General features: G+C 56.4%; 25 protein-coding genes and 1 tRNA gene. 16 read left to right on the plus strand and 10 right to left on the minus strand.

Annotated features, from left to right (window positions below; genetic code table 11):
* Positions 1–137: 137 nt before the first annotated feature.
* Positions 138–686, plus strand: a complete 549-nt coding sequence (locus ACR0L4_RS04460; RefSeq protein ID WP_170749072.1) for a peroxiredoxin — start codon at positions 138–140, stop codon at positions 684–686.
* A gap of 47 nt (positions 687–733) precedes the next feature.
* Here the strand turns inward: ACR0L4_RS04460 and ACR0L4_RS04465 are convergent, their stop codons facing one another.
* The gene (locus ACR0L4_RS04465; protein ID WP_170749073.1) at positions 734–1657 is read right to left on the minus strand and encodes a LysR substrate-binding domain-containing protein; all 924 of its coding nucleotides are present in this window, start codon (positions 1655–1657) and stop codon (positions 734–736) included.
* Positions 1658–1707: 50 nt separating this feature from the next.
* The gene (locus ACR0L4_RS04470) at positions 1708–2790 is read right to left on the minus strand and encodes a DUF6456 domain-containing protein (protein WP_480511148.1); all 1083 of its coding nucleotides are present in this window, start codon (positions 2788–2790) and stop codon (positions 1708–1710) included.
* A 241-nt stretch (positions 2791–3031) separates the two neighbouring features.
* On the opposite strand from ACR0L4_RS04470, the gene ACR0L4_RS04475 reads away from it, so the two are divergent.
* Positions 3032–3331, plus strand: coding sequence for a DUF6477 family protein (locus tag ACR0L4_RS04475; protein WP_480510874.1), 300 nt, complete (start codon positions 3032–3034; stop codon positions 3329–3331).
* Here ACR0L4_RS04475 and ACR0L4_RS04480 read toward each other — a convergent pair whose 3' ends face one another.
* Entirely contained in the window at positions 3332–4876 is a 1545-nt protein-coding gene (locus tag ACR0L4_RS04480; protein ID WP_480510876.1) for a trimethylamine methyltransferase family protein, read from the minus strand.
* A gap of 161 nt (positions 4877–5037) precedes the next feature.
* Here ACR0L4_RS04480 and ACR0L4_RS04485 point away from each other — a divergent pair, with 161 nt between their 5' ends.
* Entirely contained in the window at positions 5038–5739 is a 702-nt protein-coding gene (locus tag ACR0L4_RS04485; RefSeq protein WP_480510878.1) for a DUF2270 domain-containing protein, read from the plus strand.
* A gap of 1 nt (position 5740) precedes the next feature.
* Here ACR0L4_RS04485 and ACR0L4_RS04490 read toward each other — a convergent pair whose 3' ends face one another.
* Positions 5741–6184 carry a GNAT family N-acetyltransferase gene (locus ACR0L4_RS04490; protein ID WP_480510880.1) on the minus strand — a complete coding sequence of 148 codons (444 nt, stop codon included), beginning with the start codon at positions 6182–6184 and terminating at the stop codon, positions 5741–5743.
* Positions 6185–6265: 81 nt separating this feature from the next.
* Here ACR0L4_RS04490 and guaA point away from each other — a divergent pair, with 81 nt between their 5' ends.
* From guaA to ACR0L4_RS04545, 11 genes are all read left to right on the plus strand, one after another.
* Positions 6266–7825, plus strand: a complete 1560-nt coding sequence (gene guaA / locus ACR0L4_RS04495) for a glutamine-hydrolyzing GMP synthase (protein WP_170749078.1) — start codon at positions 6266–6268, stop codon at positions 7823–7825.
* Positions 7826–7834: 9 nt separating this feature from the next.
* Positions 7835–8878 carry a hypothetical protein gene (locus ACR0L4_RS04500; RefSeq protein ID WP_480510882.1) on the plus strand — a complete coding sequence of 348 codons (1044 nt, stop codon included), beginning with the start codon at positions 7835–7837 and terminating at the stop codon, positions 8876–8878.
* Between the two features lie 67 nt (positions 8879–8945).
* Positions 8946–9644, plus strand: a complete 699-nt coding sequence (locus ACR0L4_RS04505; protein ID WP_480510884.1) for an FkbM family methyltransferase — start codon at positions 8946–8948, stop codon at positions 9642–9644.
* A 66-nt stretch (positions 9645–9710) separates the two neighbouring features.
* A complete protein-coding gene (locus tag ACR0L4_RS04510) occupies positions 9711–10616 on the plus strand; it encodes a DMT family transporter (protein ID WP_480510886.1) in 906 nt (301 codons plus the stop codon).
* 126 nt (positions 10617–10742) lie between these two features.
* Positions 10743–11903, plus strand: a complete 1161-nt coding sequence (locus ACR0L4_RS04515) for an OmpP1/FadL family transporter (protein WP_480510888.1) — start codon at positions 10743–10745, stop codon at positions 11901–11903.
* A gap of 102 nt (positions 11904–12005) precedes the next feature.
* The gene (locus ACR0L4_RS04520; protein WP_480510890.1) at positions 12006–12902 is read left to right on the plus strand and encodes a DMT family transporter; all 897 of its coding nucleotides are present in this window, start codon (positions 12006–12008) and stop codon (positions 12900–12902) included.
* Positions 12903–12952: 50 nt separating this feature from the next.
* On the plus strand, positions 12953–13825 hold the full coding sequence (locus ACR0L4_RS04525; RefSeq protein ID WP_170749084.1) for an ATPase: 873 nt from the start codon (positions 12953–12955) through the stop codon (positions 13823–13825).
* Positions 13826–13863: 38 nt separating this feature from the next.
* On the plus strand, positions 13864–14781 hold the full coding sequence (gene metA, locus ACR0L4_RS04530) for a homoserine O-acetyltransferase MetA (RefSeq protein ID WP_480510893.1): 918 nt from the start codon (positions 13864–13866) through the stop codon (positions 14779–14781).
* 4 nt (positions 14782–14785) lie between these two features.
* Positions 14786–15724 (plus strand): alpha/beta fold hydrolase, encoded by a 939-nt coding sequence (locus tag ACR0L4_RS04535; RefSeq protein ID WP_480511150.1) that lies wholly within the window; start codon positions 14786–14788, stop codon positions 15722–15724.
* 49 nt (positions 15725–15773) lie between these two features.
* Positions 15774–16646, plus strand: a complete 873-nt coding sequence (gene ppk2, locus ACR0L4_RS04540) for a polyphosphate kinase 2 (RefSeq protein WP_480510895.1) — start codon at positions 15774–15776, stop codon at positions 16644–16646.
* A gap of 113 nt (positions 16647–16759) precedes the next feature.
* On the plus strand, positions 16760–17377 hold the full coding sequence (locus ACR0L4_RS04545) for a TetR/AcrR family transcriptional regulator (RefSeq protein ID WP_480510897.1): 618 nt from the start codon (positions 16760–16762) through the stop codon (positions 17375–17377).
* Positions 17378–17383: 6 nt separating this feature from the next.
* Here ACR0L4_RS04545 and ACR0L4_RS04550 read toward each other — a convergent pair whose 3' ends face one another.
* The 4 genes from ACR0L4_RS04550 to ACR0L4_RS04565 form a co-directional block, all read right to left on the minus strand.
* The gene (locus ACR0L4_RS04550; RefSeq protein WP_170749089.1) at positions 17384–18442 is read right to left on the minus strand and encodes an adenylate/guanylate cyclase domain-containing protein; all 1059 of its coding nucleotides are present in this window, start codon (positions 18440–18442) and stop codon (positions 17384–17386) included.
* Positions 18439–18807 (minus strand): group I truncated hemoglobin, encoded by a 369-nt coding sequence (locus tag ACR0L4_RS04555; protein ID WP_170749090.1) that lies wholly within the window; start codon positions 18805–18807, stop codon positions 18439–18441. The genes ACR0L4_RS04550 and ACR0L4_RS04555 overlap by 4 nt, the downstream gene beginning before the upstream one ends.
* 125 nt (positions 18808–18932) lie before the next feature.
* Positions 18933–19772, minus strand: a complete 840-nt coding sequence (locus tag ACR0L4_RS04560; protein WP_480510900.1) for a glycosyltransferase family 25 protein — start codon at positions 19770–19772, stop codon at positions 18933–18935.
* Between the two features lie 45 nt (positions 19773–19817).
* A complete protein-coding gene (locus tag ACR0L4_RS04565) occupies positions 19818–20681 on the minus strand; it encodes an urea carboxylase-associated family protein (RefSeq protein ID WP_480510902.1) in 864 nt (287 codons plus the stop codon).
* 261 nt (positions 20682–20942) lie between these two features.
* Between ACR0L4_RS04565 and ACR0L4_RS04570 the strand changes: the two genes are divergently transcribed.
* Positions 20943–23888: a sarcosine oxidase subunit alpha family protein gene (locus tag ACR0L4_RS04570; RefSeq protein WP_480510904.1), complete on the plus strand. Its 2946-nt coding sequence runs from the start codon at positions 20943–20945 to the stop codon at positions 23886–23888.
* The gene (locus tag ACR0L4_RS04575) at positions 23881–24441 is read left to right on the plus strand and encodes a sarcosine oxidase subunit gamma (RefSeq protein WP_480510906.1); all 561 of its coding nucleotides are present in this window, start codon (positions 23881–23883) and stop codon (positions 24439–24441) included. Before ACR0L4_RS04570 ends, ACR0L4_RS04575 begins: the two co-directional genes overlap by 8 nt.
* Here ACR0L4_RS04575 and ACR0L4_RS04580 read toward each other — a convergent pair whose 3' ends face one another.
* Together ACR0L4_RS04580 and ACR0L4_RS04585 are read right to left on the minus strand one after the other, a co-directional pair.
* Positions 24442–25032 (minus strand): YrbL family protein, encoded by a 591-nt coding sequence (locus ACR0L4_RS04580; RefSeq protein ID WP_480510908.1) that lies wholly within the window; start codon positions 25030–25032, stop codon positions 24442–24444.
* Between the two features lie 135 nt (positions 25033–25167).
* A tRNA-Ser gene (locus ACR0L4_RS04585) sits at positions 25168–25257 on the minus strand.
* Positions 25258–25444 lie beyond the last annotated feature (187 nt).

The raw sequence follows: 25444 nt of genomic DNA on the forward strand, positions 1-25444 counted from the left end.
ACTACATTTTAATCTATAATTATCAATATGAAAAGCGTGATAACATTATTTGCACATGCAGCAAATCTTGGATTGTACGCAATTTAGAACTGTTTTAAGTCACGGTTGGATCATATCTGAATCACAGGAGCTAGCGCATGAAAACCGGAGCAAAATTGCCCGACGTGACCTTTCACACCCGTGTACGGGACGACGCCGTCGAAGGCCCCAACCCCTTCCGTTGGGAAGACAAAACAACCGCCGATTATTTTGCTGGCAAGCGCGTTATTCTGTTTTCGTTGCCCGGTGCCTTCACGCCGACCTGTTCCACCTACCAACTGCCCGGTTTCGAAGAAGGCTGTTCCGCCTTCACTGCCAAAGGTATCGACGAAATCTACTGTATGTCCGTCAATGACAGCTTTGTCATGAACAAATGGGCACAGGATCAGGGCCTGAAAAACGTCAAGGTCATCCCGGACGGCTCGGGTGAGTTCACGCGAAAAATGGGAATGCTGGTCGACAAGGACAATCTGGGTTTTGGCATGCGCTCGTGGCGCTATGCGGCCATCATCAACGACGGCGTTGTCGAAGCATGGTTTGAAGAACCCGGCTTGATGGACAACTGCCCGGAAGATCCGTATGGCGTGTCCTCGCCAGAGACGCTGATGAAGCATCTCGAAGAAGCTGCCGAGCCTGCGCTGGCCTGATCCCCGCACAGACCTGCCGATATCTGGCCCGCCATTGGCGGGCCTGTTTAAACCCGTGTGGCTGAAACGATCTCTTCCCCTACATCTCGGATAACCTGCACCAGCCGGTCGGCCCAATCCTCATCGGCAGTCGAGGCGCGCCGGACCAGCCCCACCGTGCGCGCTGGTTGCGGTGCTCCAAACCGCAAAAGCCTGAGCCCGGGAACGGCTTCGGTTTCCGAACGGGCGGCCAGCTCAGGCATCAACGTCAGCCCGAACCCCTCGGCAACCAGACGTGACAATGTGGCCAAGGACGATGCGCCCATGTTGATCTGCCCGCTGCTCCGATCATGGCCACAGACCTCAAGCGCTTGATCCGTCAAGCAATGACCGTCTTCCAACAGCATCAACTGCGCCGATTGCAAATCCAGAGGCCGCAGCATTTCGGGGCTGGTGGTAACGCGGTCCAACCGCGCAGCACTCCCCGCCAGTAGAAAATGATCCTGAAAAAGTGGTGTCTCCCGAAACTCGGCGCGTCCGGTCGGCAACGCCAGAACGGCGGCGTCGATCTCGCCCTCTCGCAGAAGGGATAGTAAGCGCTCGGTCCGCGCCTCGCGTATTTGCACCCGCAATGAGACATCCGCCGCGCGCAGCCCACCCAAAACGCCGGGCAGCAGATACGGCGCGATGGTCGGGATGATGCCGATCGACAAAGACCGATGCCCGCCCGAGTGATCGCGCGCAAACTGATCCAACCGCACAGCGGCGCCCAGAACCTGACGCGCATGGTCCAGAACATCGCGGCCCAGCGGCGTCAGCAGGATATCCCGCGCCTGACGCTCGAACAGGACGCCGCCAAGCGTTTCCTCAAGGGCCTTGATCTGAACCGACAAGGCCGGCTGAGAGACATTGCATGTTTGTGCCGCCCGCCCGAAGTTTCGATGCTCGGCCACGGCCTGAAAATACTGCAGCTGACGAAGTGTGAAATTCATAGCCCCTGATTATCACCAGAGGCCGAAACCGCAAGAGAACCTTATGCACCCTACCCGATCATGCGGTCACGTTCAGCCTGATCCTCGTAATGACGTTTGAGCCGTTGCAAGGCGATGCGCAGAACGATCTTTCCTGACCGGGCAGACCACCCCATGCGCTTTTCGGCCAGCTCCAACCCCTCAAGATAGCAACAGCATCGCAACGCAACATCGCTCAAGCCGGGGCCAAGGTCTGACAGGGCACGCGCCACGCGGTCCTTTGCATTCGACGCTCCTCGACCGCCGTGGGATTCGCTGTCGAAACTGCCGCGCCCGCCGCCGGTTAGAAAACGGTCCCAGTTTTGGGCGACCTGAGGGCCAATCTGGGCCAATTCGAAATCCTCACGCAGGCGTTCTCCTGCACTGACGAGGGTTTCGTCCAAAAACGGTTTGCCATCGCGGTCTCGTCTGCGAGCCAGAGCGACCAAAGGGCTTTCTGCAGCGCAATAGCGAATGCGTCGGGCGCGTTCATTCGGCATCGTCTGTGACTGTGGCTGAAAAGACGCCTGTGCCTCGGCCATACCAAGTTCATTGCGGGAGCGGGCCTTGTTTTCAATTTCGGCAACCAGACGGTTCAGGGCCGCGCGGCCGGACGTGGAAATCCGATAGCGTGAAATGCGCCCCGGATTGTCGCAGGTAATCCAGTCCTGCAAAGCAAGGGCCTGCGCGATCTTGCAATCTACCACGGCAGTTCTGGTCGCCCCAGTTTCACCCGTGTCTCGCACCACTACGGCCTTGTCCATGTCCTCGGCGACCGCCAATACCGACCCGGTCTCGCACAAACGGCGCAGCACCCGCAAAGCTTCGCTTTGAAAATGAGTTTCACGCTGTTTTTCGGCATCCTGGGCATCAAATTCCTGCCCGCGCCCGGACGCTGAAAAATGAGTTTCGGCAAGGGATTGTAGCGCGGCATCGACCAAGGGATCATCCCGACGCATCTCGACCCGGCGTATCTGTCTGAGAATGGTAGACGCATGGCACCCGGCGGATCGTGCGATATCGCGGATCGATTGTCCGGTTTCGGTATGAGCAAGGTATCTTTGCGCCCCCTCAGGTACCCACGCCGGAATGGTGAACGCCATGTTGTTTTCCATATTCATTTGCCCTCATCGACAAAACAGACTGCCACTTTTTGCCCCCGGAAAATAAGTTAACCAAATCTAACTAGAGGTGGTTTCGTTACTCGTTCGTTAACCCGAAAGCACAGCAACCAGATTTGATTCAAAAAGATAAACACTCGTGAAACCATCGTTCGGAGCGATCCCTTTTGACGCAACACCCGTTTAGGTTGTGTGACAAAGACGGCGTCAATCACTCGAACAAGGGACACTCGCAATGCAAGACCTGATGACCATGATCACGACCCTGCGCCGCCCCCGTCTGTTGGCGCGCGCGGCGAAATTCGGGGCGCAGGACTACAGTCGTGAACGGCATCTGCAACGCATCCTTGGATACGGCAGATTACCGGGGTCTGGGCCAGCCCTGGTTCGGTTGCTGGAAATGGAACGTGAGTTAAATTCTCTGAGAAAAGAAGAAGATACCGCCTATTCTCTGGTCCGGCACCTTGATCTTTTGATCGCAATTCTGGGTGAGGCGCAGCTGTATCAAGCCAGCCGCGCCACACCTTTCAACTGATCAGGTGAACGCGTCGGGCATCGAGGCTTTCTTGTCTGCAATATAGGCCTCGAGCGCTTCATTGATCGCAGGATCAAGCTGAGGCTGCTGGTAGTTTGCCAACAGATGCTCGACTCTGGCCGAGGCCAGTTGGCGGGTATCGCGCGAACCTTCATCCTGCCACGTCTCGAACGGTTTGTAATCCAGCACATCCGTTTTCCAGAAGGCTTCCTTGAAGTTGGCCTGCGTGTGCGCGCATCCCAGATAGTGTCCGCCCGGACCGACCTCACGGATCGCATCCATTGCCTGCGCATTCTCGTCATAGGCGACGCCTTTGGCCAGACCGTGCAACACGCCCAACTGGTCTGCATCCATGACAAACTTCTCGAAGTCTGCAACCAGACCACCTTCGAGCCAGCCGCAGGAATGCAACATGAAGTTCACACCTGCCATCAGCCCCATGTTCAGCGAATTCGCTGTTTCATACGCGGCCTGCGCGTCGGGCAGTTTCGACCCACAAAATGACCCCGCAGACCGGTAGGGCAGATTCAGGCGACGTGCCAGCTGCCCCGCGCCATACGTAATGTGCGCGGCCTCGGGCGTGCCGAACGTGGGTGCGCCCGAGTTCATGTCGATCGAAGTCACAAACGCACCAAAGATCACGGGTGCACCCGGACGGATGATCTGGCTATAGGCGATGCCCGCCAGAACCTCGGCCAGAACCTGCGTCAGTGTTCCTGCAACCGACACCGGTGCCATCGCACCACCGACGATGAAGGGCGAGACGATGCAAGCCTGATTGTTCTTCGCGTAGACTTCCAACGCGCCCATCATCACATCGTCGAAGGTCATTGGCGAGTTGATGTTGGTCAGCGAGGTCATCACGGTATTGTTCTGAACGAATTCCTTGCCGAACAGAATCTCGCACATCTCGACCGAATCCTGCGCCCGGCTGGGGTCTGTCACGGAACCCATGAAGGGTTTGTCCGACAGGGTCATGTGCGCCATCAGCATATCGAGGTGGCGTTTGTTCACCGGAATATCGGTCGGTTCGCACACGGTACCGCCCGAATGGTGCAGCCACTTGGACATATAGGCCAGCTTCACGAATTTATTGAAGTCATCCATGGTCGCATAGCGACGTCCACCTTGGGCATCTCGCACAAACGGAGGGCCATAGACCGGGGCCAGCACCAGGTTGCGACCACCGATTTCCACAGATTTCTCAGGGTTGCGCGCATGTTGCGTGAACTGGCTTGGGGCGGTTTTGATCAACGCACGGGCCAGACCGCGCGGGATGCGGACGCGTTCACCGTCGACGTCGGCACCCGCGTCACGCCAACGCTCAAGCGCGGCGGGGTTGTCGACAAAATTGACGCCGATCTCTTCCAGCACTGTTTCCGCGTTGTACTCGATGATCTCCAACGCTTCTTCATTGAGGATCTCAAAATTCGGAATGTTCCGCTCAATGTATTTTGCGGTTTCGATACGGACGGCTGTGCGCTCGGCCCGACGTGCGGCTCCGCCACCGCCTCGTGCCCTGCGCCGGGTGTTTGCCTCTGCCATGAGAATATCCCCTGGTGCTGATGGTTCTAGATTTGATGAACGTGTTACAGGAAGCACACCCCGCCCTGTCCGTGAATTACGTCGCCTCAGGGGGAAAAGCGACACATCTGCCGGGTTGCTATGATTTTGACCTAGTGGGCTTGTGTGGGCATGATAAGATCATGACGACCCAAGACACGGCACAGCCGAACCCTGAATCCGACCGCAAAACCCTGACAACAGCCGAAATCGGAGCCGTTGCCCACCTGTACAGGGGCGAGGTCTACCGCAGCACCATATGGCGCACCCGTCTGGACACCACCACCAACTGGGCCGTTGTTACCCTTGGGGTGGCGTTGTCGATTTCCTTCTCATCCCCCGAATCCTCTCCGCTGCCACTGGTCCTGGTCGGTGTGCTGGTCATTCTGTTTCTGATGCTCGAAGCGCGTCGCCATCGGTACTTCAATGTCTGGCGCGCTCGGGCTAGGTGGCTCGAGACACATTTCTACGCGCCAATGCTGTTCGATGGCGATTTGCACATGGAAGACAACTGGCAGAAGGTTCTGGCCGACGACTATATGCGCCCCCGTTATCATGTCAGTTTTTGGATCGCGGCCGGGCGGCGCATACGCCGCAACTACCTTTGGATTCTGGTTATTCAGGCGCTGGCCTATATCGGCAAACTTGTCGTCCACCCGACCGAAGTTCAAAGCCTGAACGAATTCATTGACCGCGCGGATATCGGCCCCATCTCCGGCGAGGTGATCATTGGCATCGGTGTTGTCTATGTAGCAACGTGGAGCGCTTTGGCCCTCTGGAGCTACCGCGTGGACCTTTCACGAGCGGCGCAGCGTGGCACTTCCAGTTCCCATTCGATGGGATAGTCTATGATGGCAAGTCCAGCCGCAAAGATACCGTGTTTCCAGCAACCTCTGTCTCGATCCAGCCCAGATGGGCATAGATCGAACGTGTGTCCTGCATCATACGATGCGTGCGCAATACCATATGTGTACATTGGTTGGCCTGCGCTTCGGATCTTGCCTGCGCCAAAAGTTGGCCGGCCACGCCCTGCCCCTGCGCTGTGGGAGAGACTGCAAGGTTGATGATCTTCATCGCGTCACCTTGCTGCGCAAAGATGATGACCCCGACCAACCCACTCTCGTCTCGGGCCACAATCACCCGATGGTCCAAAACATCCCGAGCGATACCGCTTGTTACGTCAGGAATATCGGCCAGCGTTTCACGCACCTTCGCATAGGCTGCCGCGATACAGACGGTGATCTGATCCACATCCGCTGGTGTCGCAGTCATTAAATGAATAGCTGGCATGGTCTGAACCTGCTTCAGTCTCGGTGCAAAATCAATGTCATTACGCTTGCACATAGTCGCCGCGCGACCTAAGAGCCAGTCATGAGCCAGACATCCCATGACCGCCTCCTGATCATCGACTTCGGCAGCCAGGTGACGCAGCTGATTGCACGCCGCCTGCGCGAGTTGAATGTCTATTGCGAAATCCACCCATACCAGAATGTCACGATGGACGTCGTACGCGAGATGGCACCCAAGGCGGTGATCTTCTCGGGCGGGCCGGACAGTGTCACGCGCGAGGGATCGCCCCGCGCCCCGCAAGAGATTTTCGACTATGGCGTGCCAATTCTGGGCATCTGCTACGGCCAGCAAGTGATGATGCAGCAGCTGGGCGGCAAGGTGGAAAGCGGCCATGGCACTGCCGAGTTCGGACGCGCCTTTGTCACCCCGAAGGGTCAGTTGGACATTCTGAACGACTGGTTTGCCCAGGGTGACGAACAGGTCTGGATGAGCCACGGCGACCACGTCAGCGAAATCGCCCCCGGCTTTGAGGTCTACGGCACCTCTCCCAACGCACCGTATGCCATCACCGCCGACACAAACCGCCACTTCTATGCCGTGCAGTTCCATCCAGAGGTGCACCACACACCAAAGGGCGCAAAGCTCTATGAGAACTTTGTAAAGCTGGCCGGGTTCAGCGGCGACTGGACAATGGGCGCCTATCGCGAGCAGATGATCGAAAAGATCCGCCAGCAGGTCGGCGACAAAAAGGTCATCTGCGGCCTCTCTGGCGGCGTTGACAGCTCGGTCGCGGCCATGCTGATCCACGAAGCAATTGGCGATCAGCTGACCTGCGTGTTCGTGGACCACGGGCTCTTGCGCAAGAACGAAGCGCAGGAAGTCGTCGGCATGTTCCGCGACAACTACAACATTCAGTTGATCCACGCAGACGAAAGCGAGCTGTTTCTGGGCGAACTGGACGGGCAAAGCGACCCGGAGACCAAGCGCAAGATCATCGGCAAACTGTTCATCGACGTGTTCCAGAAACACGCCGACACGATCCAAGGCGCCGAATTTCTGGCCCAGGGCACGCTTTACCCTGATGTGATCGAATCCGTGTCGTTCAGCGGCGGTCCCTCGGTGACGATCAAGTCGCATCACAACGTGGGTGGACTGCCCGAAAAAATGGGCCTGAAACTGGTCGAGCCACTGCGCGAGTTGTTCAAGGATGAGGTCCGCGCGCTGGGTCATGAACTTGGCCTGCCCGACAGCTTCATCGGTCGCCACCCTTTTCCCGGCCCCGGCCTTGCCATCCGCTGTCCCGGCGAGATCACCCGCGAGAAACTGGACATCCTGCGCGAGGCTGACGCGATCTATATCGACCAGATTCGCAAACACGGGCTCTATGACGAGATTTGGCAGGCCTTTGTGGCGATTCTGCCGGTCCGAACGGTAGGTGTGATGGGCGATGGCCGCACCTATGACTATGCATGCGCCCTTCGTGCGGTGACATCCGTTGATGGTATGACTGCCGACTATTATCCGTTCAGCCATGAATTCCTCGGCGAAACGGCGACGCGGATCATAAACGAGGTCAAGGGCATCAACAGATGTACCTACGATATCACCTCGAAACCACCGGGTACGATCGAGTGGGAGTGAGGAAAACTAATGAGTAGCAAGCGGCTAAGTTTAAAAAAACTAAAAGAAGTTTGGCCCATTCGTCGCAGTAGTGAGAAACGAGCTATCACTTCAGGTATTTCTAAAAGCGACTATTCTTTCAGTCCTTATGTAGGGGCCGAGCAACCGAACATCGTTGGTCTCACGGTTGATGAATACGGTAGAATGGGTAACAATCTACTACAAACCAGCAACGCACTGCTTTTGAGCCGTTCTTTGAGGCTCCCGTTCATTCAGCTGCCGGAAACCGAACTGATAAGAATACAAGAACCGGTGAAAGTGTCTGAAATAACATTTCTTCCCGAAAACTACGATACACGTTCACTTGGTCATTTTCTAAGAGGCACATTTTATAAAGGGCCCCGACTAGAGAGACTGGGGATACGAATGCCCCTACGCAAAAAAGTGCTGAAAAAATACCTCATACCAGCGGCCAGCATTTCGATACCTCACCCAGAACCAGCGGGTTGTTTGACAATTCACTTGCGATCTGGAGATGCCTTCGACGAAAACCCACACCCGGACTTCGCACAACCGCCATTGTCTTTCTATACAATGATCATTGAGAAGGCTCGTCAAAAACTTGAAGTAAATCGCGTTCAATTGGTTTTTGAGAACCGACGCAACCCCTGTGTGAATGCCTTGGAGGCACATCTGGAAAGGCTAGGTCTTCCGGTCATACTTCAAAGCGGAACGCTTGCAGATGACGTAAACGTACTCTTGTCTGCTCGCCACTTAGTTTTTGGCTACGGAACCTTCGGAGTCGGCATCTGCCTGCTTAGTAACGCAGTGGAGACCGTTGATGTCTTTGGAGCAAGCGGTTTTGCCTATAGTCAATTCGACCACCTCAAAAGCACGAATGCTTGGGGTGATCTTGGAGGACGCTATCCCAAAATCGGTGAGTGGACAGCATCCCAAGAGCAGTTGGGGCTCATGATTGATTTTCCAGAGACTGATATCGGGATACTGGACGAACCTGAGTTGGCGCAGGACCGGGCGCCTGACTGGTGGATAGTTCCAGACGGGGAACTCTGAAGCGACCAAGAAACCTGACAGACCAAGTACGTATCACAAGATGTACTGACAACGGAGCCGAGTATTGATGAGTATTCCGGAGTGGATCGAACGAAAACGACGTAAAAAAGCCAAATCCAAATATTTTGGTCTCAATGAGCTCGACCAGAAACTTGAACCCTATGTTGATCTGGACAACGGGTTTTACGTAGAGCTTGGGGCAAACGACGGGATAACTCAGTCAAATACTTACTACTTTGAGAAAGAAAGAAATTGGCACGGCGTCCTAGTTGAACCTGCGCCGCACAATTTTCTAAAGTGCTTTGAACGTCGAGGACAACGCAACCAAATCTTTTGCAATGCATGCGTCGAATTCGGTTTTCCCGAGAAGTTCGTAGAGTTAAACTACGCCAACTTGATGACCGTTGCTGTGAACCTGGAACTCGATCTCGAAGACACAGGGGCCCACCTGCGCAAAGCCCAAAATCATATGAAGGAAACAGAAACGACGTTTGCATTTGGCGCAATCGCAAAACCTTTGAATGAAATTTTGATCGAAGCGAACGCCCCAGAACGTATGAATTTTCTATCGCTCGACGTAGAGGGCGCCGAATTGAACGTGCTTAAAGGAGTTGACCACAACCAATTCCGTTTTGATTTTGTTCTGGTGGAATGCAGAAACTTCAACCGCTTGGAATCCTACCTTGAATCGGTCGGATACCGCTTCGAGACATCGTTGACCCAACACGATTACCTCTTTAGAGACGATCAAGTGAGCTCTGTTTAAAGGGTAAGCCAATGCTTCAAACGGAAGCAGCTGGAGTGCAATCTCAGGTGAGCATTTGGTCTTGAGATGCAGCAGCAGAGTACGAATTTGATCACTGCCGCGCTTTGGATGACCGGTGCCATTGCCTCGTTTTCCTCAATGGCGGTGGCCGGGCGGGAACTGAGCCTCTATCACGATACGTTCGAAATCATGATGTATCGCAGTTTTGTCGGCGTCTTCGTTGTTGCTGTCGTTCTGACTGCTACCCGGAAATGGCATCAGGTCACGACGGACCGTTTCGGTTTGCACGCTCTGCGCAATACTCTCCACTTCACCGGCCAGAACCTCTGGTTCTATGCGGTTGGCGTAGCCCCTTTGGCGCAGGTTTTCGCGCTTGAGTTTACCCAGCCAATTTGGGTCATCCTTCTGTCGCCCCTCCTGCTGAAAGAACGCCTGACGGCACTTCGCGCAACGTCTGCCCTGATCGCGTTTGCCGGTGTTCTTCTGGTCACCCGACCCGGAACCGCCACGTTGAATCCCGGGACTCTGGCGGCAGTCGGATCAGCAATATTCTTCGCGTTTACAACCATTACGACAAAGCAGTTGACCCGCCATGCCAGCATTGGCTGCATCATTTTCTGGCTGACGGTTATTCAGGCTGTTCTGGGCACTGCTGCCGCGGGCATTGACCAGCAGATCGCCTTGCCAACACTTCAAACGGCTCCGTATCTTCTGCTGGTCGGTCTTGCCGGTCTTCTGGCCCATTTTTGCATCACCAACGCACTGGCCATTGCGCCAGCGACCGTCGTTGTACCTTTCGACTTTGCGCGTCTGCCCACCATAGCCATTGCTGGCATGCTCCTCTATAGTGAGCCATTGGATCACTGGACCCTGCTGGGTGCGGTGGTGATATTTTCAGGTATCTTTCTGAATGTCTGGTCCGAAAATCGTAACAGTTTGGCAACAGTTTCGTCTGATAGTCGAGCCAGGTAACGCGTGGTCAGTGGTTGACGTTAAAATAAGGGCCAAGACAGTATCGGGCACCACAAATTGGCAAGTCGGCGTCTGTTCACTCAAACGATGCACACAGGCCTTTTAAGGACAGTAAGGGAGGAACACATGAAGAAAGCGCTACTGTCAGCGTGCGCGCTTTGCGTTGGGGCAACTACAGGGCAAGCAGGCGGTCTGGACCGAAGCGGCCAGGGCATCAATCTGATTTTCGAAGAAGGGTCGGTGGTTCAGTTTCGATTGGGATACACGAATCCCGATGTGAGCGGCACGATGCCGAGCTTGGTTACAGGTGAGCCAATAGACTCCGGCAATGTTGCCAACGACTTTTTCACCCCACACCTCGGATACAAGACAGCACTCACAGAAAAGCTCGATTTCGCGATCATGTACGACGAGCCTTATGGTGCTGATATTGCTTATTCAGCTGACTATCCGCTTTCGACAAACCCTGTACCTTTTGGGAGGACAGACGTTCTTCGCGCAAAGGCCGACACAGAAGCCATTACAGCTCTTCTGCGCTACAAGTTTGACGGTGGCTTCAGCGCCATTGGCGGCATTCGAGCACAGCGGGTTAAGGCTTCTGTGACCGTTCCGATCGTAGCGGGCTATCAAACTCGGACAGACAAAGACATTGCTTTCGGTTACGTTGTCGGCGTTGCTTGGGAAAAACCTGAAATCGCAGCTCGTGTAGCGCTGACCTATAACTCCAAGATTAGCCATGACTTGTCTCAATCCGAGTCGCTAAACCCTATTCCCAATCCGCCAACTATCCCGTTAGGGACAGTAGCTTCATTTGATACCACAACCGAAATTGAAACACCGCAGTCTGTAAACCTTGATTTCCAAACCGGAGTGGCACCCAAAACACTACTGTTTGGCTCGATCCGATGGGTCGACTGGCCACAGCTATCTTATGCCCCCCCTGTGTACTTCGACAATGTTGGGGCAGCCCTGGTCGACTATGACGATGATACTTTTACGTATTCACTCGGGCTAGGCTACCAGTTCTCGGAAGAGTTTTCCGGAGCTGTGACACTGGGTTACGAATCCTCTATTGGTGATCCGGTTTCAAACCTTGGACCTACGGACGGGTTCTGGAGCATTGGTGTTGGCGGAACTTATTCACTGGAAAGAGCCCAGATTTCAGGCGGGGTGCGCTACACAGACATCGGTGATGCGACAGCTGACGGAGCCGGCGGAGTCACAGCAGATTTCACTGGCAACAGCGCTTGGAGTGTTGGTCTACAGATCACCTACGCTCTGAACTAAAGGCAACTTGACGAAAACAACCGGACCCCGCCCTGTGGCGGGGTCATTTATTTGCGCATGTTCCGGGTCGCCGTGCTGAATCTGAGGTGAGACACTACCTCGATGACACCGCAAAAACACCTTTCCTCACGCGCATGGGCCGAGCTTCTGCTGCTTGGCGTCATATGGGGCGCGTCGTTTGTTTCGATCCGCATCGCGCTCGACTCAATTCCCGTGATGACATCCGTTTTGCACCGAACGTTCTGGGCCATGCTGGCCCTCTGGCTGATGGTCTGGCTGCGTGGGCTACCAGTGCCGCGCGCAGCAGACATCTGGCTGAGCTTTTTCGTCATGGGGCTGCTCAACAACGTCATCCCATTTGCGCTCATGACGTGGGGGCAACTATACATCGACACTGGGTTGACGGCTATTCTGAACGCCGCAACCGCAATTTTTGGTGTTGTTGTTGCCGCCATATTCTTCAAGGACGAACGCCTGACAAAAGCGCGGTTCTTGGGTGTTGGCGTGGGCTTCCTTGGCGTCTCAATTGCAATTGGGATCGGGAACTTCATGCAATTCAACCTGCAAAGCACGGCTCAGCTGGCCGTCTTGATCGGAACGGTTTCCTACGCGTTGGCCGGCGCCTGGGCGCGGGGAACACTGGCGGGTCTGCCTCCCATTGTGGCGGCGGCGGGAATGTTGACGGGATCAACCTTGGTGATGATCCCCATCACGTTGATGGTCGACGGGATACCCAGTTTCAACTTGCCGATCGAAGCATGGGCCGCAATCGGGTACTACACTCTGATAGCGACGGCAGGAGCCTACCTGCTGTATTACCGTGTGCTCGCCATGGCCGGCAGCGGAAATCTGTTGCTTGTAACCCTTGTCATCCCACCGGTCGCGATCGTTCTGGGGGCCGTGCTGCGGGACGAAGCGCTGGAGCCGCGCGCATATATCGGCTTTGCGGTGCTGGCAACAGGCCTTGTGATCCTCAATCGCGCCGGGCCACGTGATTGACGCCGCCCCCTGCCCGATTTAGCAAAGGCTAAAACAAGGGACAGCGCAAGATGATCTACGGCTCGGCAAATGACTGGCGCGGCGCGGCACGCAAGAAGGTGCTGTTTTTCGGCATGTCCGGGCTGGGTAAAACCTATGTGTCGAACATCCTCAGGGATTCCGGCGACTGGTTCCATTACTCGATCGATTACCGGATCGGCACGCGTTATATGGGAGAATACATAACCGACAATGCCAAAGCCGAGGCGATGAAGGTGCCGTTTCTGCGCGATTTGCTGCTGTCGGATTCGATCTATATCGGCTCGAATATCTCTTTCGAAAACCTCACCCCCGTGGCCGCATATCTGGGCAAACCGGGCGATCCGGCCAAAGGCGGGCTGGAGATGCCTGAATATCGACGCCGTCAGGAACAGTTTCGCTTGGCCGAAATTCACGCCTTGCTGGATACCGAATATTTCATAGACCGGGCGCAGCGCCTGTATCACTATCCGCATTTTATCTGCGACACGGGCGGATCGATCTGTGAATGGGTTGATCCAGACGATCCAACGGATCAACTGATGACGGAATTGTCCAAACAAACGCTCATGATCTGGTTGAAAGGCGATGAGGATCACACCGCCGAGTTGGTACGCAGGTTCGACAAGGCGCCAAAACCGATGTCCTATCAGCCTGAATTCTTGGCGCGTGTCTGGAAGGACTATCTGGATCAGCACGGTTGTGCCGAGGCGGATGTCGACCCGGATGCCTTTATCCGCTGGACCTATGCGCAGGCCCTGGCCCATCGCCAACCGCGATATGCGGCGATGGCCAAAAACTGGGGCATCACCATCACGGCCAATGAGATCGGCAGGGTACGCGACGCCGCTGATTTCGATGAGTTGATCGAAAGCGCCCTTGAGACCCGGTCCGATAACGCCTAACTACCAGCTTCTGTTGAAAACTCTAAAAGCCTGAACCCATGCCCATCAAGATACCCTCTGACCTGCCCGCCTTTGACGTCCTGACCCGGGAAGGCGTCATGGTCATGGCCGAGGATCAGGCCATGCGTCAGGACATCCGCCCCCTGCGGATCGGGCTGCTGAACCTGATGCCAAAAAAGATTCAGACCGAAAACCAGTTCGCGCGCCTGATCGGCGCCACGCCGCTGCAAATCGATCTGTCTCTGATCCGCATGACGGAACATCGCACCAAGAACACAGCCGCCGCGCATATGGCCGAATTCTATCGACCGTTTCAGGAGGTGAAGGATCAGAAATTCGATGGTCTGATCATCACAGGCGCGCCGATTGAACACTTGGAATTCGGTGATGTCACCTACTGGGACGAGATCAGCGAAGTATTCGAATGGACACAGACCAATGTGCATTCAACCTTCGGTGTCTGCTGGGGTGGAATGGCGATGATCAACCATTTCCATGGTGTCAAAAAGCACATGTTGGACGCCAAGGCCTTTGGCTGCTTCCGGCATCGGAACCTGAACCCGGCTTCTCCGTTTTTGCGGGGCTTTTCGGATGACTGCGTCATCCCGGTCAGCCGCTGGACCGAGATGAAACAAGCCGAGATCGACGGGGCCCCCGGTCTCAATACGTTGTTGGGCAGTGACGATGTAGGCCCCTGTTTGATCGAAGATCCTGACCGCCGTGCGCTCTATATCTTCAACCACTTCGAGTATGACAGCGATACCCTGAAACAGGAGTATGACCGCGACGTTGCAAATGGTACGCCGATCAACGTGCCGATGAATTATTATCCGGATGATGATCCGGGCCGGACACCGCAGAACCGCTGGCGCAGCCACGCGCATCTGCTGTATGGCAACTGGATCAACGAAATCTATCAATCCACCCCCTTCGACATGCGCAAAATTGGCACCTAAATTGTTGATATCCCTGGGTCTGGTCCTCTTGGTCTTTGCTGGGGTCACGATGTGGCGCACGGCACGGTCAGAGGCCCGCGCCGAACGGGATTTCCCGCCAGAGGGTCAGATTCTGGACGTGGACGGGATCGCCGTACACGCAGTAGTCATGGGGGCCGGTCCTGATGTTGTGTTGATCCATGGCTCCAGCGGGAACACGCGCGACATGACCTTCGCGCTGGCACCCATTCTGGCAGCGAACTACCGCGTTATCGTGTTCGACCGCCCCGGTCTTGGATACTCGGACAGTTTCAACCCCGAAGGCGAATCCATCACCGAACAGGCAGATATCCTGCAACGCGCCGCCGCACTGCTGGGGGCCGACACGCCCATTGTTGCCGGACAAAGCTTTGGCGGATCGGTTTCTCTGGCGTGGGCGGTGACACGGCCGGACAACATTTCAGCGCTTGTTCTGATTGCCCCGGCAGCTATTCCGTGGGAAACACCATTGGACAACTTCAACCGTCTGGCCGCGACCCCTGTTGGCAATGCGATTGCCCTGCCCCTGATCACGGCCTTCGTGCCGGAGTCCTACGTTGACACGGCGCTGGACAAGGTGTTTGCCCCTCAGACAGCGCCGGACGGATATGCCGAGCATTTTGGCCCCCGGCTGACAATGCGCCGCGCTTCAATGCACGCCAATGCCAAACAGCGGGTCAAATTGCTTGAAGATGTGGCCCGCCTGCAACCTCGCTATGGTGAGATTTCCGTTCCCACGGAAATCGTGCACGGAACGGCGGACACGACTGTCGAGTTGGACTGGCATTCCGAACGACTGATCGAACAGATCCCCGGAGCGGAACTGATTGAACTGCCAGGCATCGGCCACATGCCTCAGGTTGTCGCCGCTGACGAAGTGGCGGCCGCCATTGATCGTGCGGCCCAACGGGCGGGTTTGCGTTAAGCCAACGCCTAATCCATAGTAAGATATGGATTTTATCGCGAGGTAGCGCATGTCCCGGTCGGAAAAAGGTTCCATCGAAAAGTATTACCGCAAGAAAGCGCCGGACGATGTGCGCAAACTGATCGACAAGGCGGACAAGGGCGATATCCTCAATCCGACCTATCCCTACGCTGAGAAAATCAAGACCAAGGACTACGAGCAGCAGATGGAGGCGCTGCAGATCGAACTGGTGAAAATGCAATCCTGGGTCAAGGAGACCGACCAGCGGGTTGCGATTATTTTTGAAGGCCGGGACGCCGCAGGAAAAGGCGGCACAATCAAAAGATTCCGCGAAAATCTTAATCCGCGTGGCGCGCGAAATGTCGCGCTCAGCAAACCCTCTGACGCGGAGCGCAGCCAATGGTACTTTCAGCGTTACGTGCAACACCTTCCCTCGGCTGGTGAGATCGTGTTCTTCGATCGCAGCTGGTATAACCGCGGGGTGGTGGAAAACGTCTTTGGCTTTTGTACCAAGGAAGACCGAGAGCGGTTTTTCAGGCAGGTGTTTCCGCTGGAATCCGGGTTGGTCAATGATGGGATACATCTGTTCAAGTTCTGGCTGAACGTTGGTCGTGCCGAGCAATTGAACCGCTTTCTGGCACGCGAAACCGATCCGTTGAAACAGTGGAAGCTGAGCCCGATCGATGTAGCCGGTCTGGACAAGTGGGAGGAATACACACAGTCGATTTCGGAAACCCTGACCCGTTCGCATACGGAAAACTGCCCTTGGACAATTGTCCGGTCAGATGACAAAAAGCGTGCACGCTTGGCCGCTATCCGGACTGTTCTGCTGGCATTGGACTATGATGAGAAGGACAAGAAAGCCATTGGCAAGAATGATCCGAAAATCTGCGGTGGTCCGGAAATCTGGGATTCGAGATGACCCTCAACTGTTTGTATGGTCCTGAATTGATCGTTCTGGCGTTGGACGCCAGCGCTGCGTTGGACTATCTCTTGGTATCCCAAGACTTGAAAAATCAATAACCTGAGGCCGGGATGACAAAGCGCGGGTATCACCACGGAAACCTGAAGCAGGCCCTGATCGAGGCCGCGTTGTCGCTGATCGAACAGAAAGGCCCAACGGGTTTCACCCTTTCAGAGGCAGCAAAGACCGCGGGGGTTACGCCAGCAGCCGTTTACCGACACTATCACGGGCGCGAAGACCTGATCGCCGAAGCGGCGCGACAAGGGTTCGAGATGTTCGCGGACCTGATGCAATACGCCTATGACGAAGGTCAACCCTCGGCACTGGCTGCGTTCGAGGCGACGGGCCGCGCCTATCTGGCCTTTGCCCGCAAACATCCGGGTCACTACATCGCCATGTTCGAAAGCGGCATGTCTCCGAACCGGACACCCGAGCTGTCTTTGGCCTCGGATCGCGCCAAAGCGGTGCTTGAGAAAGCCGCAGCAGACTTGTCGCAGCACATCCCGCCTGAAAAGCGTCCGCCAGCCTCGATGTTCAGCGCGCATATCTGGGCCATGAGCCACGGTGTGGTCGAGCTTTACGCGCGCAACGCGACCGGCGCCACCTCACCATTTTCGCCCGAAGACCTGTTGGAAAGTGGGATCGGCATATACCTTAGGGGTCTTGGGCTGGTCCCGCAGGATGAATAAGCGCGACTAGAACCGGCGGCTGCCCTGATTGGCGCTAAGGCCAGAGGCGACATTGATCAGTTCCATGTCTCCCATCCCCTTTATCTCGACCGTTCCCAGATCCGAGACCTGAAATTCGTCGATCAGGGCGTATTTCATCTCTTCCGGTGCCACGATATTCATCGGGTTTGCAAAGACTTGCAGGCGCGCGGCGATGTTTACGGCTGGACCGAATACGTCATAGACATATTTCTGGATACCCACGACCGATCCAACCGCCGGCCCCATACCCAGACCAATACGCGCCTGCCATTTATGCGGATGGCTTTCGTTGCGACGTTCCAGGTAACGCAGGAACCGCACGGCGCAATGGGCTACGGCAGTGGCATGGTCAGGCGTTGCATCCGGCATACCCGAAACCGCCAGATAGGCATCGCCAATTGTCTTGATCCGCTCACATCCAAACTGCTCCACGATGCGGTCAAATGCCGTGAATATATCGTTCAACTCGCTCAATGTGACGGTCGGATCAGTTTTTGCGGCAAAGTCGGTAAAACCAACGAAATCCAGCATGACCACCGAAACCTGTTCGAAAAGCTGTGGTGTCACGACGCCAAACGTCTTGAACTCTTCGTAGACCGCACGCGGCATCACGTTCAGCAACAAGCGTTCAACCCGCTCTTTTTCGCGCTCCAATTCGCGGGTGTTTCGCTCGACCATGGTCGAGTAGCTGTCAATCATGCTTTCCAGCTCGCGGATGCGCGTGATGTTCTGGCATTCGACAATCAACACCTGTTCAGACAATCCATTGGCCAGAGAAACCGTCACCGCAAAAATCAGCGTCCGGCGTTTTGGCTTGATCTGCAACTCGACCGAGTACCGCAGGCCCGACTGTTTGACATCCTCAAGCTCTTTGACATCCAAATCCGGAAGAATGTCCAACAAAGTTTGCTTTTTCTCGGGTTTGCCGAACCACTCCGCAAAAGGACCGTTGTGAAAAACGAATTTTAGGTCGGATGCGCGCACCACCGCCACACCGACACCGATTGCACGCAACAGCTGTTCGTTGATGGCAAGGATGCTCATGCGGCGTCCCGAGCCACGATAACCGATCGTTTGCCTTCAATCGCCGACAGGGCTGTCTTGATGTCGCGCTCGGATATGCCATGCATCCCCAATGCCTCACCAAACAAGTCTGCCATGGCGTCAAAATCATCGTGGGAAATTCCAAGATGACGATGCACGGCTTCGATCCTTTCATCACTGAAAGACGCCGGCCCACCGATCAAAGAAGAAACAAACTTGGTCTGATGGTCGATCAGGCGCGGCATATCGATGTCTTCGAAATAGTCACCGATCTCATCTGATTCCAACGCCATTTCGTAAAACGTCATCACGACCCGGCTGATGGTTTTGAAGCCGCCGTATTTCTCATAAAGCGTCTGTGACACACCAACACCCAGTCTTTACCTTGAAATAACACTACGACTGTATCGCAAAAGGATGATCTTGTTAATGCATTTGAGTTTGGAATGCTTACAGGCCAATTCCGGCCTGATGAGACGCGTCTGCCAGCTCAGACCTTGATATCCTCGGCACAGGGAATGAACCCCACGAACCCACCGTTTCGCAGCAATCTGTCCTGACCGCCAAACCGCCAACCCAGCTTACGTTTTGCAGCATGCAATTCTCGTCCGGCACGGAACCACAGCGGGCCTTTGTCCAAGCCTGAGTTGGTAGATTTGTCTCCTTCCCGCTCGCTGGTTTTGACCCGTTCCAGGCTGTGGTCCTGCTGTTTCGACCAGATCATCTGAACGCCAACCGCCGGAAAAACCTGAAACATCCGCCAATCAGGCCGGGGTATCGATACGAAATCGTCCAGGTGATCCGAGTACTGGGTCGACCACCCCAACAGCTTGCGGCACCCCTCGTTCGACACGACATAGGCCGCAGCGCTTGGGGCCATTTCCACCATAGATCGGACAGCGATACCGCCAATTTCTGTTTCTGCGCCAAATCGCAAGCTGCGGGGGGAATAGTCCATCTTCACGAAATCGAAAGCGCTTGCGCCGTGCAAAAGGGCATCGACAACCCGACCCAAATCAGACGACATCTCGACATCGTCCTCAAAAACCGCGGCTGCCTGCAAGTCTTGATCGACGACGCTCTGCCAGACGGCGCGGTGGCTTTCAAAACAGGCAATCTCGCTTTGTTTCAACCCCCAGCGACTGCCGACACCGGGGAGATATCCGTTGCCCGCCAATGCCTCGTGTTGGCGGGCATCCACCGCGCTGAACCGATTGGGATTCAGGACCCCGGCCTTGGCGAACTGGGCCTCCATGAAAACGCGGCGTTCGGGGACACGATCAAGGTTTATGTAGAATACGCCCGTATTGGCGCTCTGTTCCCCCTGCATCACATCATGTCCTTTCGTGTTCTACATGCCTTGGTGCAGGCATCCTTAAACGCCATGCGAGCGATCATAGGCCGACGCTGTGGGTTGGGTATGCGCCTGTCGCGCAGCCTCGCTCGGGTCATAGACCTCGATCAGCAAAGGGTAACACGCAGCCGTGTCAGACGAATGCTCGGACGAACAATCCCCGCCGGGACACGCAGAAAGCCCCACGATCAGATCAATCTCGGCATAGAACTCGAGAAAATCACCCGGTCGCACCGGGCTGGCTTTCATGAAGTATTGACCGGTGTCACGGGTAAAGCCGGTGCACATGAAGACGTTCAAAACATCATGCACATGGTTTTCGGCCTCGTGCAGAGGCAGGCCACAATGGCTGGCCAGGGCGCGCGTCAGGTTCGAATGACAGCAATAGTGGTAGTCATCCCCGGACAGCAAACGCCCGGTATACGGATCGCACCGGGTTCCGATGACGTCGTGAACCGACCCGCCGAACTTGTCGAACCCGTACCAGTCCAGCGTATCGGCAGTGACCGTCGCCATGGGCCGCATGCTGGGAAAGCTCGACCACATGCGATCCCCGGTCGACAGATGCGTCCCGTGCAGGGCACGGGTCTTTCCCGAATAGAACCGCTCGGTCAGGTCGTGTTTGCTCCAAAGGTTCAGATCGCCGACCTGCGGACCGTCAACCGAAACGATCCGAAAAAAAGCACCGGCAGGCACGTCAATACAGGCTGCATCCCTTGGTGCGGCGGACACTTCGTCGGTTTTTCGGGCACCTTGCCGCAACTGCGATAGCGCTGCCAAATTTGGATCGGGCAGCGTATCGGGCGCATAGCAGATCACGGGACGAATGGATTTGCGATCCTCGGCATCGCTTGGGGCCGTGAAATGCGGGTTTGACAGCTTCACAAGTACACTCCGCGTTTGCGGCGCTGAATGCGCCTAACCTGCCCAGCGATAAAACAAAACGCTGCCGGAAACCATCTGTCAGATTGAAAATTGCGTCAGATTTGCGAAATACCCCATTCGCGTCAAAACAAATCCCAGCATATCGGATTTGAGAATGTCCGGTCGGGCAAAAAAGCCGGAATATGCCGGAAAGGGGCTGACGCATGAGATATCAAAGGTGGAACTGGCCCGCGATGTGGCCCGCGCGCGGCGGCGTTCGAAATGAATCAGGTAAACCGGTTGAACGGCGGGCAGATCGACCGAAACACGACTTTGAGTTTCCGCTTTGACATTCGCAGCTATACTGCCCATCCGGGCGACACGCTGGGCTCGGCCCTACTGGCCAATAATGTGCGCCTGATCGGACGGTCCTTCAAATACCACCGCCCCCGCGGGTTGCTGACCGCCGGTTCGGAAGAACCCAACGGAATTGTCGAGCTGCGCACCGGCAGCCGCAGGGAACCCAACACCCGCGCCACTACTGCCGAGGTGTACGACGGGCTAGAAGCGAAATCCCAGAATCGCTGGCCCAGCCTGAGATTTGACGCAATGGGGGTCAATGACCTGTTTTCGCGCTTTCTGACGGCAGGGTTCTACTACAAGACCTTCATGTGGCCCGCCTCGTTTTGGGAGAAAGTCTACGAGCCGATCATCCGCCGCGCGGCAGGGCTTGGCGCGCTGTCGATGCAGGATGACCCTGATGAATACGACAAAGGGTTTCGCCATTGTGATCTGCTGATCATCGGCGCAGGTCCTGCCGGTCTGATGGCTGCCCTGACCGCCGGTCGCGCGGGGGCTGACGTCATTCTTGCCGATGAAGACTTTGCGTTCGGCGGCAGGTTGAACAGCGAAACCCTGTCACTGGGCGACAGCACCGCAAGCGACTGGGTCTCTGCCACAGCGGGCGAGCTTTCGGCCTTGCCCAATGTTCGCCTGATGTCGCGCACCACGGTGATCGGGGCCTTTGACCTTGGTATCTATGGCGCGGTCGAGCATACCGGCGACCACCTGCCCTCTTTGCCCGCTGGAAAACCCCGCCAAATCCTGTGGCGTATCTACACCAAACGCGCGCTGCTCTGTGCCGGGGCAACAGAGCGTCCGATTGCGTTCGAGAACAACGACCGGCCGGGCATCATGCTGGCCGGCGCCATGCGGAGCTATGCCAACCGCTTTGCCGCAACTGCCGCTCAGAAGGTGGCGATTTTTACCAATAACGACGACGGCCACCGCACCGCTGCTGATCTGTATGCCAAAGGCGTCAAAATCGCGGCCGTTGTGGATGTTCGACCGGACGCGCCGATCAGTTACGACTACGAAGTTCTGCGCGGCGCGCAGGTGGTCGACACCAAAGGCCGTCTGGGCTTGAGTTTTGTCGAGGTTGCTTTGCCCGATGGCGGGACCCGGACCCTCGAATGCGGCGCGCTCGGGGTGTCGGGCGGGTGGAACCCGAATGTTCACCTGACCTGCCACTACCGTGGCCGCCCGATCTGGAACGACGATCTGGCCGCGTTTGTGCCCGGCGGCGATCTGCCGCCCGGCCTGTCGGTCGCAGGCGCGGCAAACGGGCTCCTGTCTACCTATGGCGCGCTGCGTTCAGGTGCCGAAGGCGCGGCCAACGCGGTTGAGTTAAAAGGTACCCTGCCCGAGTTGCCGCATGCCGAAGACGCCCCCGTTGCGCAAAAACCATTCTGGTACGTTCAGGGATGTTCTCGCGCGTGGCTGGACCAGCAGAACGATGTCACCGTCAAGGACGTGAAACTCAGCCATCAGGAAGGTTTCCGCTCGGTCGAGCATCTCAAGCGATATACCACGCTTGGGATGGCAACGGATCAGGGTAAGACCTCGAATATCGGCGGTCTGGCCATCATGGTAGAGCTTGCGAGCAAGTCGATTCCGGAAACCGGCACGACGATCTTTCGCCCGCCCTATACTCCGGTCCCGATCGCCACTTTCGCGGGCCGCAACACGGGGAAAGAATTCCATCCAACCCGCCTGACACCCACGCATCACTGGGCAAAGGACCGTGGCGCGGTCTTTGTCGAAGCCGGAAACTGGCTGCGCGCGCAATGGTTTCCCGAGCCCGGAGAAACCCATTGGCGCCAGTCGGTGGACCGCGAAGTATGCCAAACCCGCGCCTCGGTCGGGGTATGTGATTGCACGACGCTGGGAAAGATCGACGTGCAGGGAACCGATGCGGCGGCGTTTCTGAACAGGATCTATTGCAATGGCTTTACCAAATTGCCCGTTGGCAAGGTGCGCTATGGTTTGATGTTGCGCGAAGACGGGATGGTCATGGATGACGGCACCGCCGCGCGTCTGGCCGAGGATCATTTTGTCGTCACCACGACCACGGCCAATGCGGTCGGCGTCTACCGACATATGGAATTTGCACGGCAATGTCTGTTCCCGGACATGGACGTACAACTGATCTCAACCACCGAGGCGTGGGCCCAAATCGCGGTGGCCGGACCCAATTCCCGCAAGCTGCTGCAAAAGCTGGTCGATCCCGAATTCGACATCTCGAACGAAGCCTTCCCGTTCATGGCCTACGGCAATATCACCGTCTGCGGAGGTTTGCGCGCGCGTCTTTTCCGCATCTCGTTCTCGGGAGAGCTGGCCTTTGAAATCGCGGTCCCCAGCCGCTATGGCGACGCGTTGATGCGCCGCCTGATGCGCGAGGGAGAAGAATTTGACGTCGTGCCTTATGGTACCGAAGCCCTTGGCGTCATGCGGGTCGAGAAAGGCCATGTTGTCGGTAGCGAGTTGAACGGCACCACCACGGCGCTGAATTTGGGCATGGGTCGCATGGTGTCAAAAAAGAAGGACAGCATCGGATCAATCCTGTCCGAACGCGACGCCCTGATAGAACCGGATAGGCTAAGGATGGTGGGATTGAAACCGCTCAACCCCGAAGACAAAATTGCGTCAGGGGCGCATCTGATGAACGAAGACGGCGCCGTCGATGCTGCGCATGATCAGGGTTATGTGACCTCGGTCGTCTATTCACCCATGCTAGAAAGCCACATAGGTCTGGGTTTCCTGAAAGATGGCGGCAACCGGCTGGGTGAAACTGTCCGTTTGGTGTCTACGCTGACTGACATGTCCATCATGGTCGAAATCGTCTCGGCCCATTTCTTCGATCCAGAAGGAGAGCGGCTTCGTGCATGATCTTGTTGCAATAACGGCCCTTGGGGGATCCGGGCCGCGCGTCGACACGGTCGCGGGCGTGACCTGCACGGAACGCGCGGATGTGGCGCTGGCATCTGTCGCCGCCCGTCTGGGACAGGAAATATCGGCCCGCACGGCACTGGCCAAACTGATCGGCGCCCCTGCTCCTGATGTCGGGCGGTTTGAGGAGGCCGAGTTGTCCGCGTTCTGGAGCGGCCCGGATCAATGGATGATCGAAGCCCCCTTCGCCACCCACGAAGACCTGGCCGCCCAAACCAAACACAGTATGGGAGATGCCGTGTCGGTGACGGAACAAACCGACGCCTGGGTCCGTTTTGATCTGAGCGGCACCGGCGTTCTGTCGGTGATGGAGTTGCTCAGCGCCCTTGACACGAAGAACATGGAACCCGGTCAGGCGGCACGATCTCCGATCCATCACCTGGGCTGTTTCGTGCTGCGCCGTGGACCAGAGGCATTCAGCCTCTACGGGCCGCGCGCTTCGGCCCAATCCTTGCATCACGCCATCGTCACGGCAATGCGGTCGGCTTTGTGATCAACCCACCATACGGGCGCGCCGCCGGGCCATGGACTGGCGGAACGCCCAATCACTGATCAGCGTCAACGGCAACAACACACGCTCGCCCAACCCGTCGATGACAACAAGCCGCCCGCCGCGTTCTTCTGCCCGGACGATGTTTGCGATCCCCATATCGCCGACAACAATCCTTCCGCGTTCAAGATCATCCAGCAGCTCCAGCAATTCAGCTTTCAGCTGCTGCACTTTTTCCGGACTATTCTTTGCTGCCGCCATCTCGACCGCAAGCGACGGTGCAAGCGCGCCATCAGGGCCTGTCATCTTTTCGACTGCAATTGCGGGTCCCAATGAGGTCGGTGCATACCCCATGAAGCGGGCCAGACGCTCGATCTCGGGGCAGCCACGGTTCAGCGCCGCCAGGTATTCATTTGCCTCGCGGCTCCATTGCCGCAGATTGCCGTATCGCCATTCCGCATAACGCGGAATGAGATGGGTGCGTTTTGGTTCATCGACCCGAACCTTGAGCAACGCGCCGTCCACCTCGGGATGCTGGAAAATCTCGTAGTTTTGGCTTTTGCGCAGCGGCGCGTGCCCCGTTAAATCAATCATGTTCTTAGGTCTGTCCTGTCTGCTTGCACGCAGCTATTCACATTCGACGGCAATATATGGCCGTCGTCAATCTGTTACAATGCAGCCTTCAAGGCAGACCCATTGCGCAACACCAGAAGCCGAAATTGATGCAGGTGGCGGAGAGACAGGGATTCGAACCCTGGAGACGGTTTCCCGCCTACACACTTTCCAGGCGTGCGCCTTCGACCACTCGGCCACCTCTCCGTGAGCGCGATATGTGAACGAACGCAAACGGATTTGCAAGGCCTCAATTTCCCGATTTCGCCTTTCCCGTCCTCCAGGCACATTGCCGTCCGAACACCGAACCCAAACCGGTCAACGTCAAGCGCCTCAATAGCAGATTTTGTCGCATCCAGGATCCCTGAGACGGGTTCTGCTCACCTGAAGGTCA

It is taken from the genome of Ruegeria sp. AB5 (assembly GCF_056542645.1).

Excerpts from the sequence above, each read along its gene's own strand:
- ACR0L4_RS04460 (WP_170749072.1), top strand. The coding sequence starts at position 138 with ATGAAAACCGGAGCAAAATTGCCCGACGTGACCTTTCACACCCGTGTA.
- ACR0L4_RS04465 (WP_170749073.1), bottom strand. The coding sequence starts at position 1,657 with ATGAATTTCACACTTCGTCAGCTGCAGTATTTTCAGGCCGTGGCCGAG.
- ACR0L4_RS04470 (WP_480511148.1), bottom strand. The coding sequence starts at position 2,790 with ATGGAAAACAACATGGCGTTCACCATTCCGGCGTGGGTACCTGAGGGG.
- ACR0L4_RS04475 (WP_480510874.1), top strand. The coding sequence starts at position 3,032 with ATGCAAGACCTGATGACCATGATCACGACCCTGCGCCGCCCCCGTCTG.
- ACR0L4_RS04480 (WP_480510876.1), bottom strand. The coding sequence starts at position 4,876 with ATGGCAGAGGCAAACACCCGGCGCAGGGCACGAGGCGGTGGCGGAGCC.
- ACR0L4_RS04485 (WP_480510878.1), top strand. The coding sequence starts at position 5,038 with ATGACGACCCAAGACACGGCACAGCCGAACCCTGAATCCGACCGCAAA.
- ACR0L4_RS04490 (WP_480510880.1), bottom strand. The coding sequence starts at position 6,184 with ATGCCAGCTATTCATTTAATGACTGCGACACCAGCGGATGTGGATCAG.
- guaA (WP_170749078.1), top strand. The coding sequence starts at position 6,266 with ATGAGCCAGACATCCCATGACCGCCTCCTGATCATCGACTTCGGCAGC.
- ACR0L4_RS04500 (WP_480510882.1), top strand. The coding sequence starts at position 7,835 with ATGAGTAGCAAGCGGCTAAGTTTAAAAAAACTAAAAGAAGTTTGGCCC.
- ACR0L4_RS04505 (WP_480510884.1), top strand. The coding sequence starts at position 8,946 with ATGAGTATTCCGGAGTGGATCGAACGAAAACGACGTAAAAAAGCCAAA.
- ACR0L4_RS04510 (WP_480510886.1), top strand. The coding sequence starts at position 9,711 with ATGCAGCAGCAGAGTACGAATTTGATCACTGCCGCGCTTTGGATGACC.
- ACR0L4_RS04515 (WP_480510888.1), top strand. The coding sequence starts at position 10,743 with ATGAAGAAAGCGCTACTGTCAGCGTGCGCGCTTTGCGTTGGGGCAACT.
- ACR0L4_RS04520 (WP_480510890.1), top strand. The coding sequence starts at position 12,006 with ATGACACCGCAAAAACACCTTTCCTCACGCGCATGGGCCGAGCTTCTG.
- ACR0L4_RS04525 (WP_170749084.1), top strand. The coding sequence starts at position 12,953 with ATGATCTACGGCTCGGCAAATGACTGGCGCGGCGCGGCACGCAAGAAG.
- metA (WP_480510893.1), top strand. The coding sequence starts at position 13,864 with ATGCCCATCAAGATACCCTCTGACCTGCCCGCCTTTGACGTCCTGACC.
- ppk2 (WP_480510895.1), top strand. The coding sequence starts at position 15,774 with ATGTCCCGGTCGGAAAAAGGTTCCATCGAAAAGTATTACCGCAAGAAA.
- ACR0L4_RS04545 (WP_480510897.1), top strand. The coding sequence starts at position 16,760 with ATGACAAAGCGCGGGTATCACCACGGAAACCTGAAGCAGGCCCTGATC.
- ACR0L4_RS04550 (WP_170749089.1), bottom strand. The coding sequence starts at position 18,442 with ATGAGCATCCTTGCCATCAACGAACAGCTGTTGCGTGCAATCGGTGTC.
- ACR0L4_RS04560 (WP_480510900.1), bottom strand. The coding sequence starts at position 19,772 with ATGCAGGGGGAACAGAGCGCCAATACGGGCGTATTCTACATAAACCTT.
- ACR0L4_RS04570 (WP_480510904.1), top strand. The coding sequence starts at position 20,943 with ATGAATCAGGTAAACCGGTTGAACGGCGGGCAGATCGACCGAAACACG.
- ACR0L4_RS04580 (WP_480510908.1), bottom strand. The coding sequence starts at position 25,032 with ATGATTGATTTAACGGGGCACGCGCCGCTGCGCAAAAGCCAAAACTAC.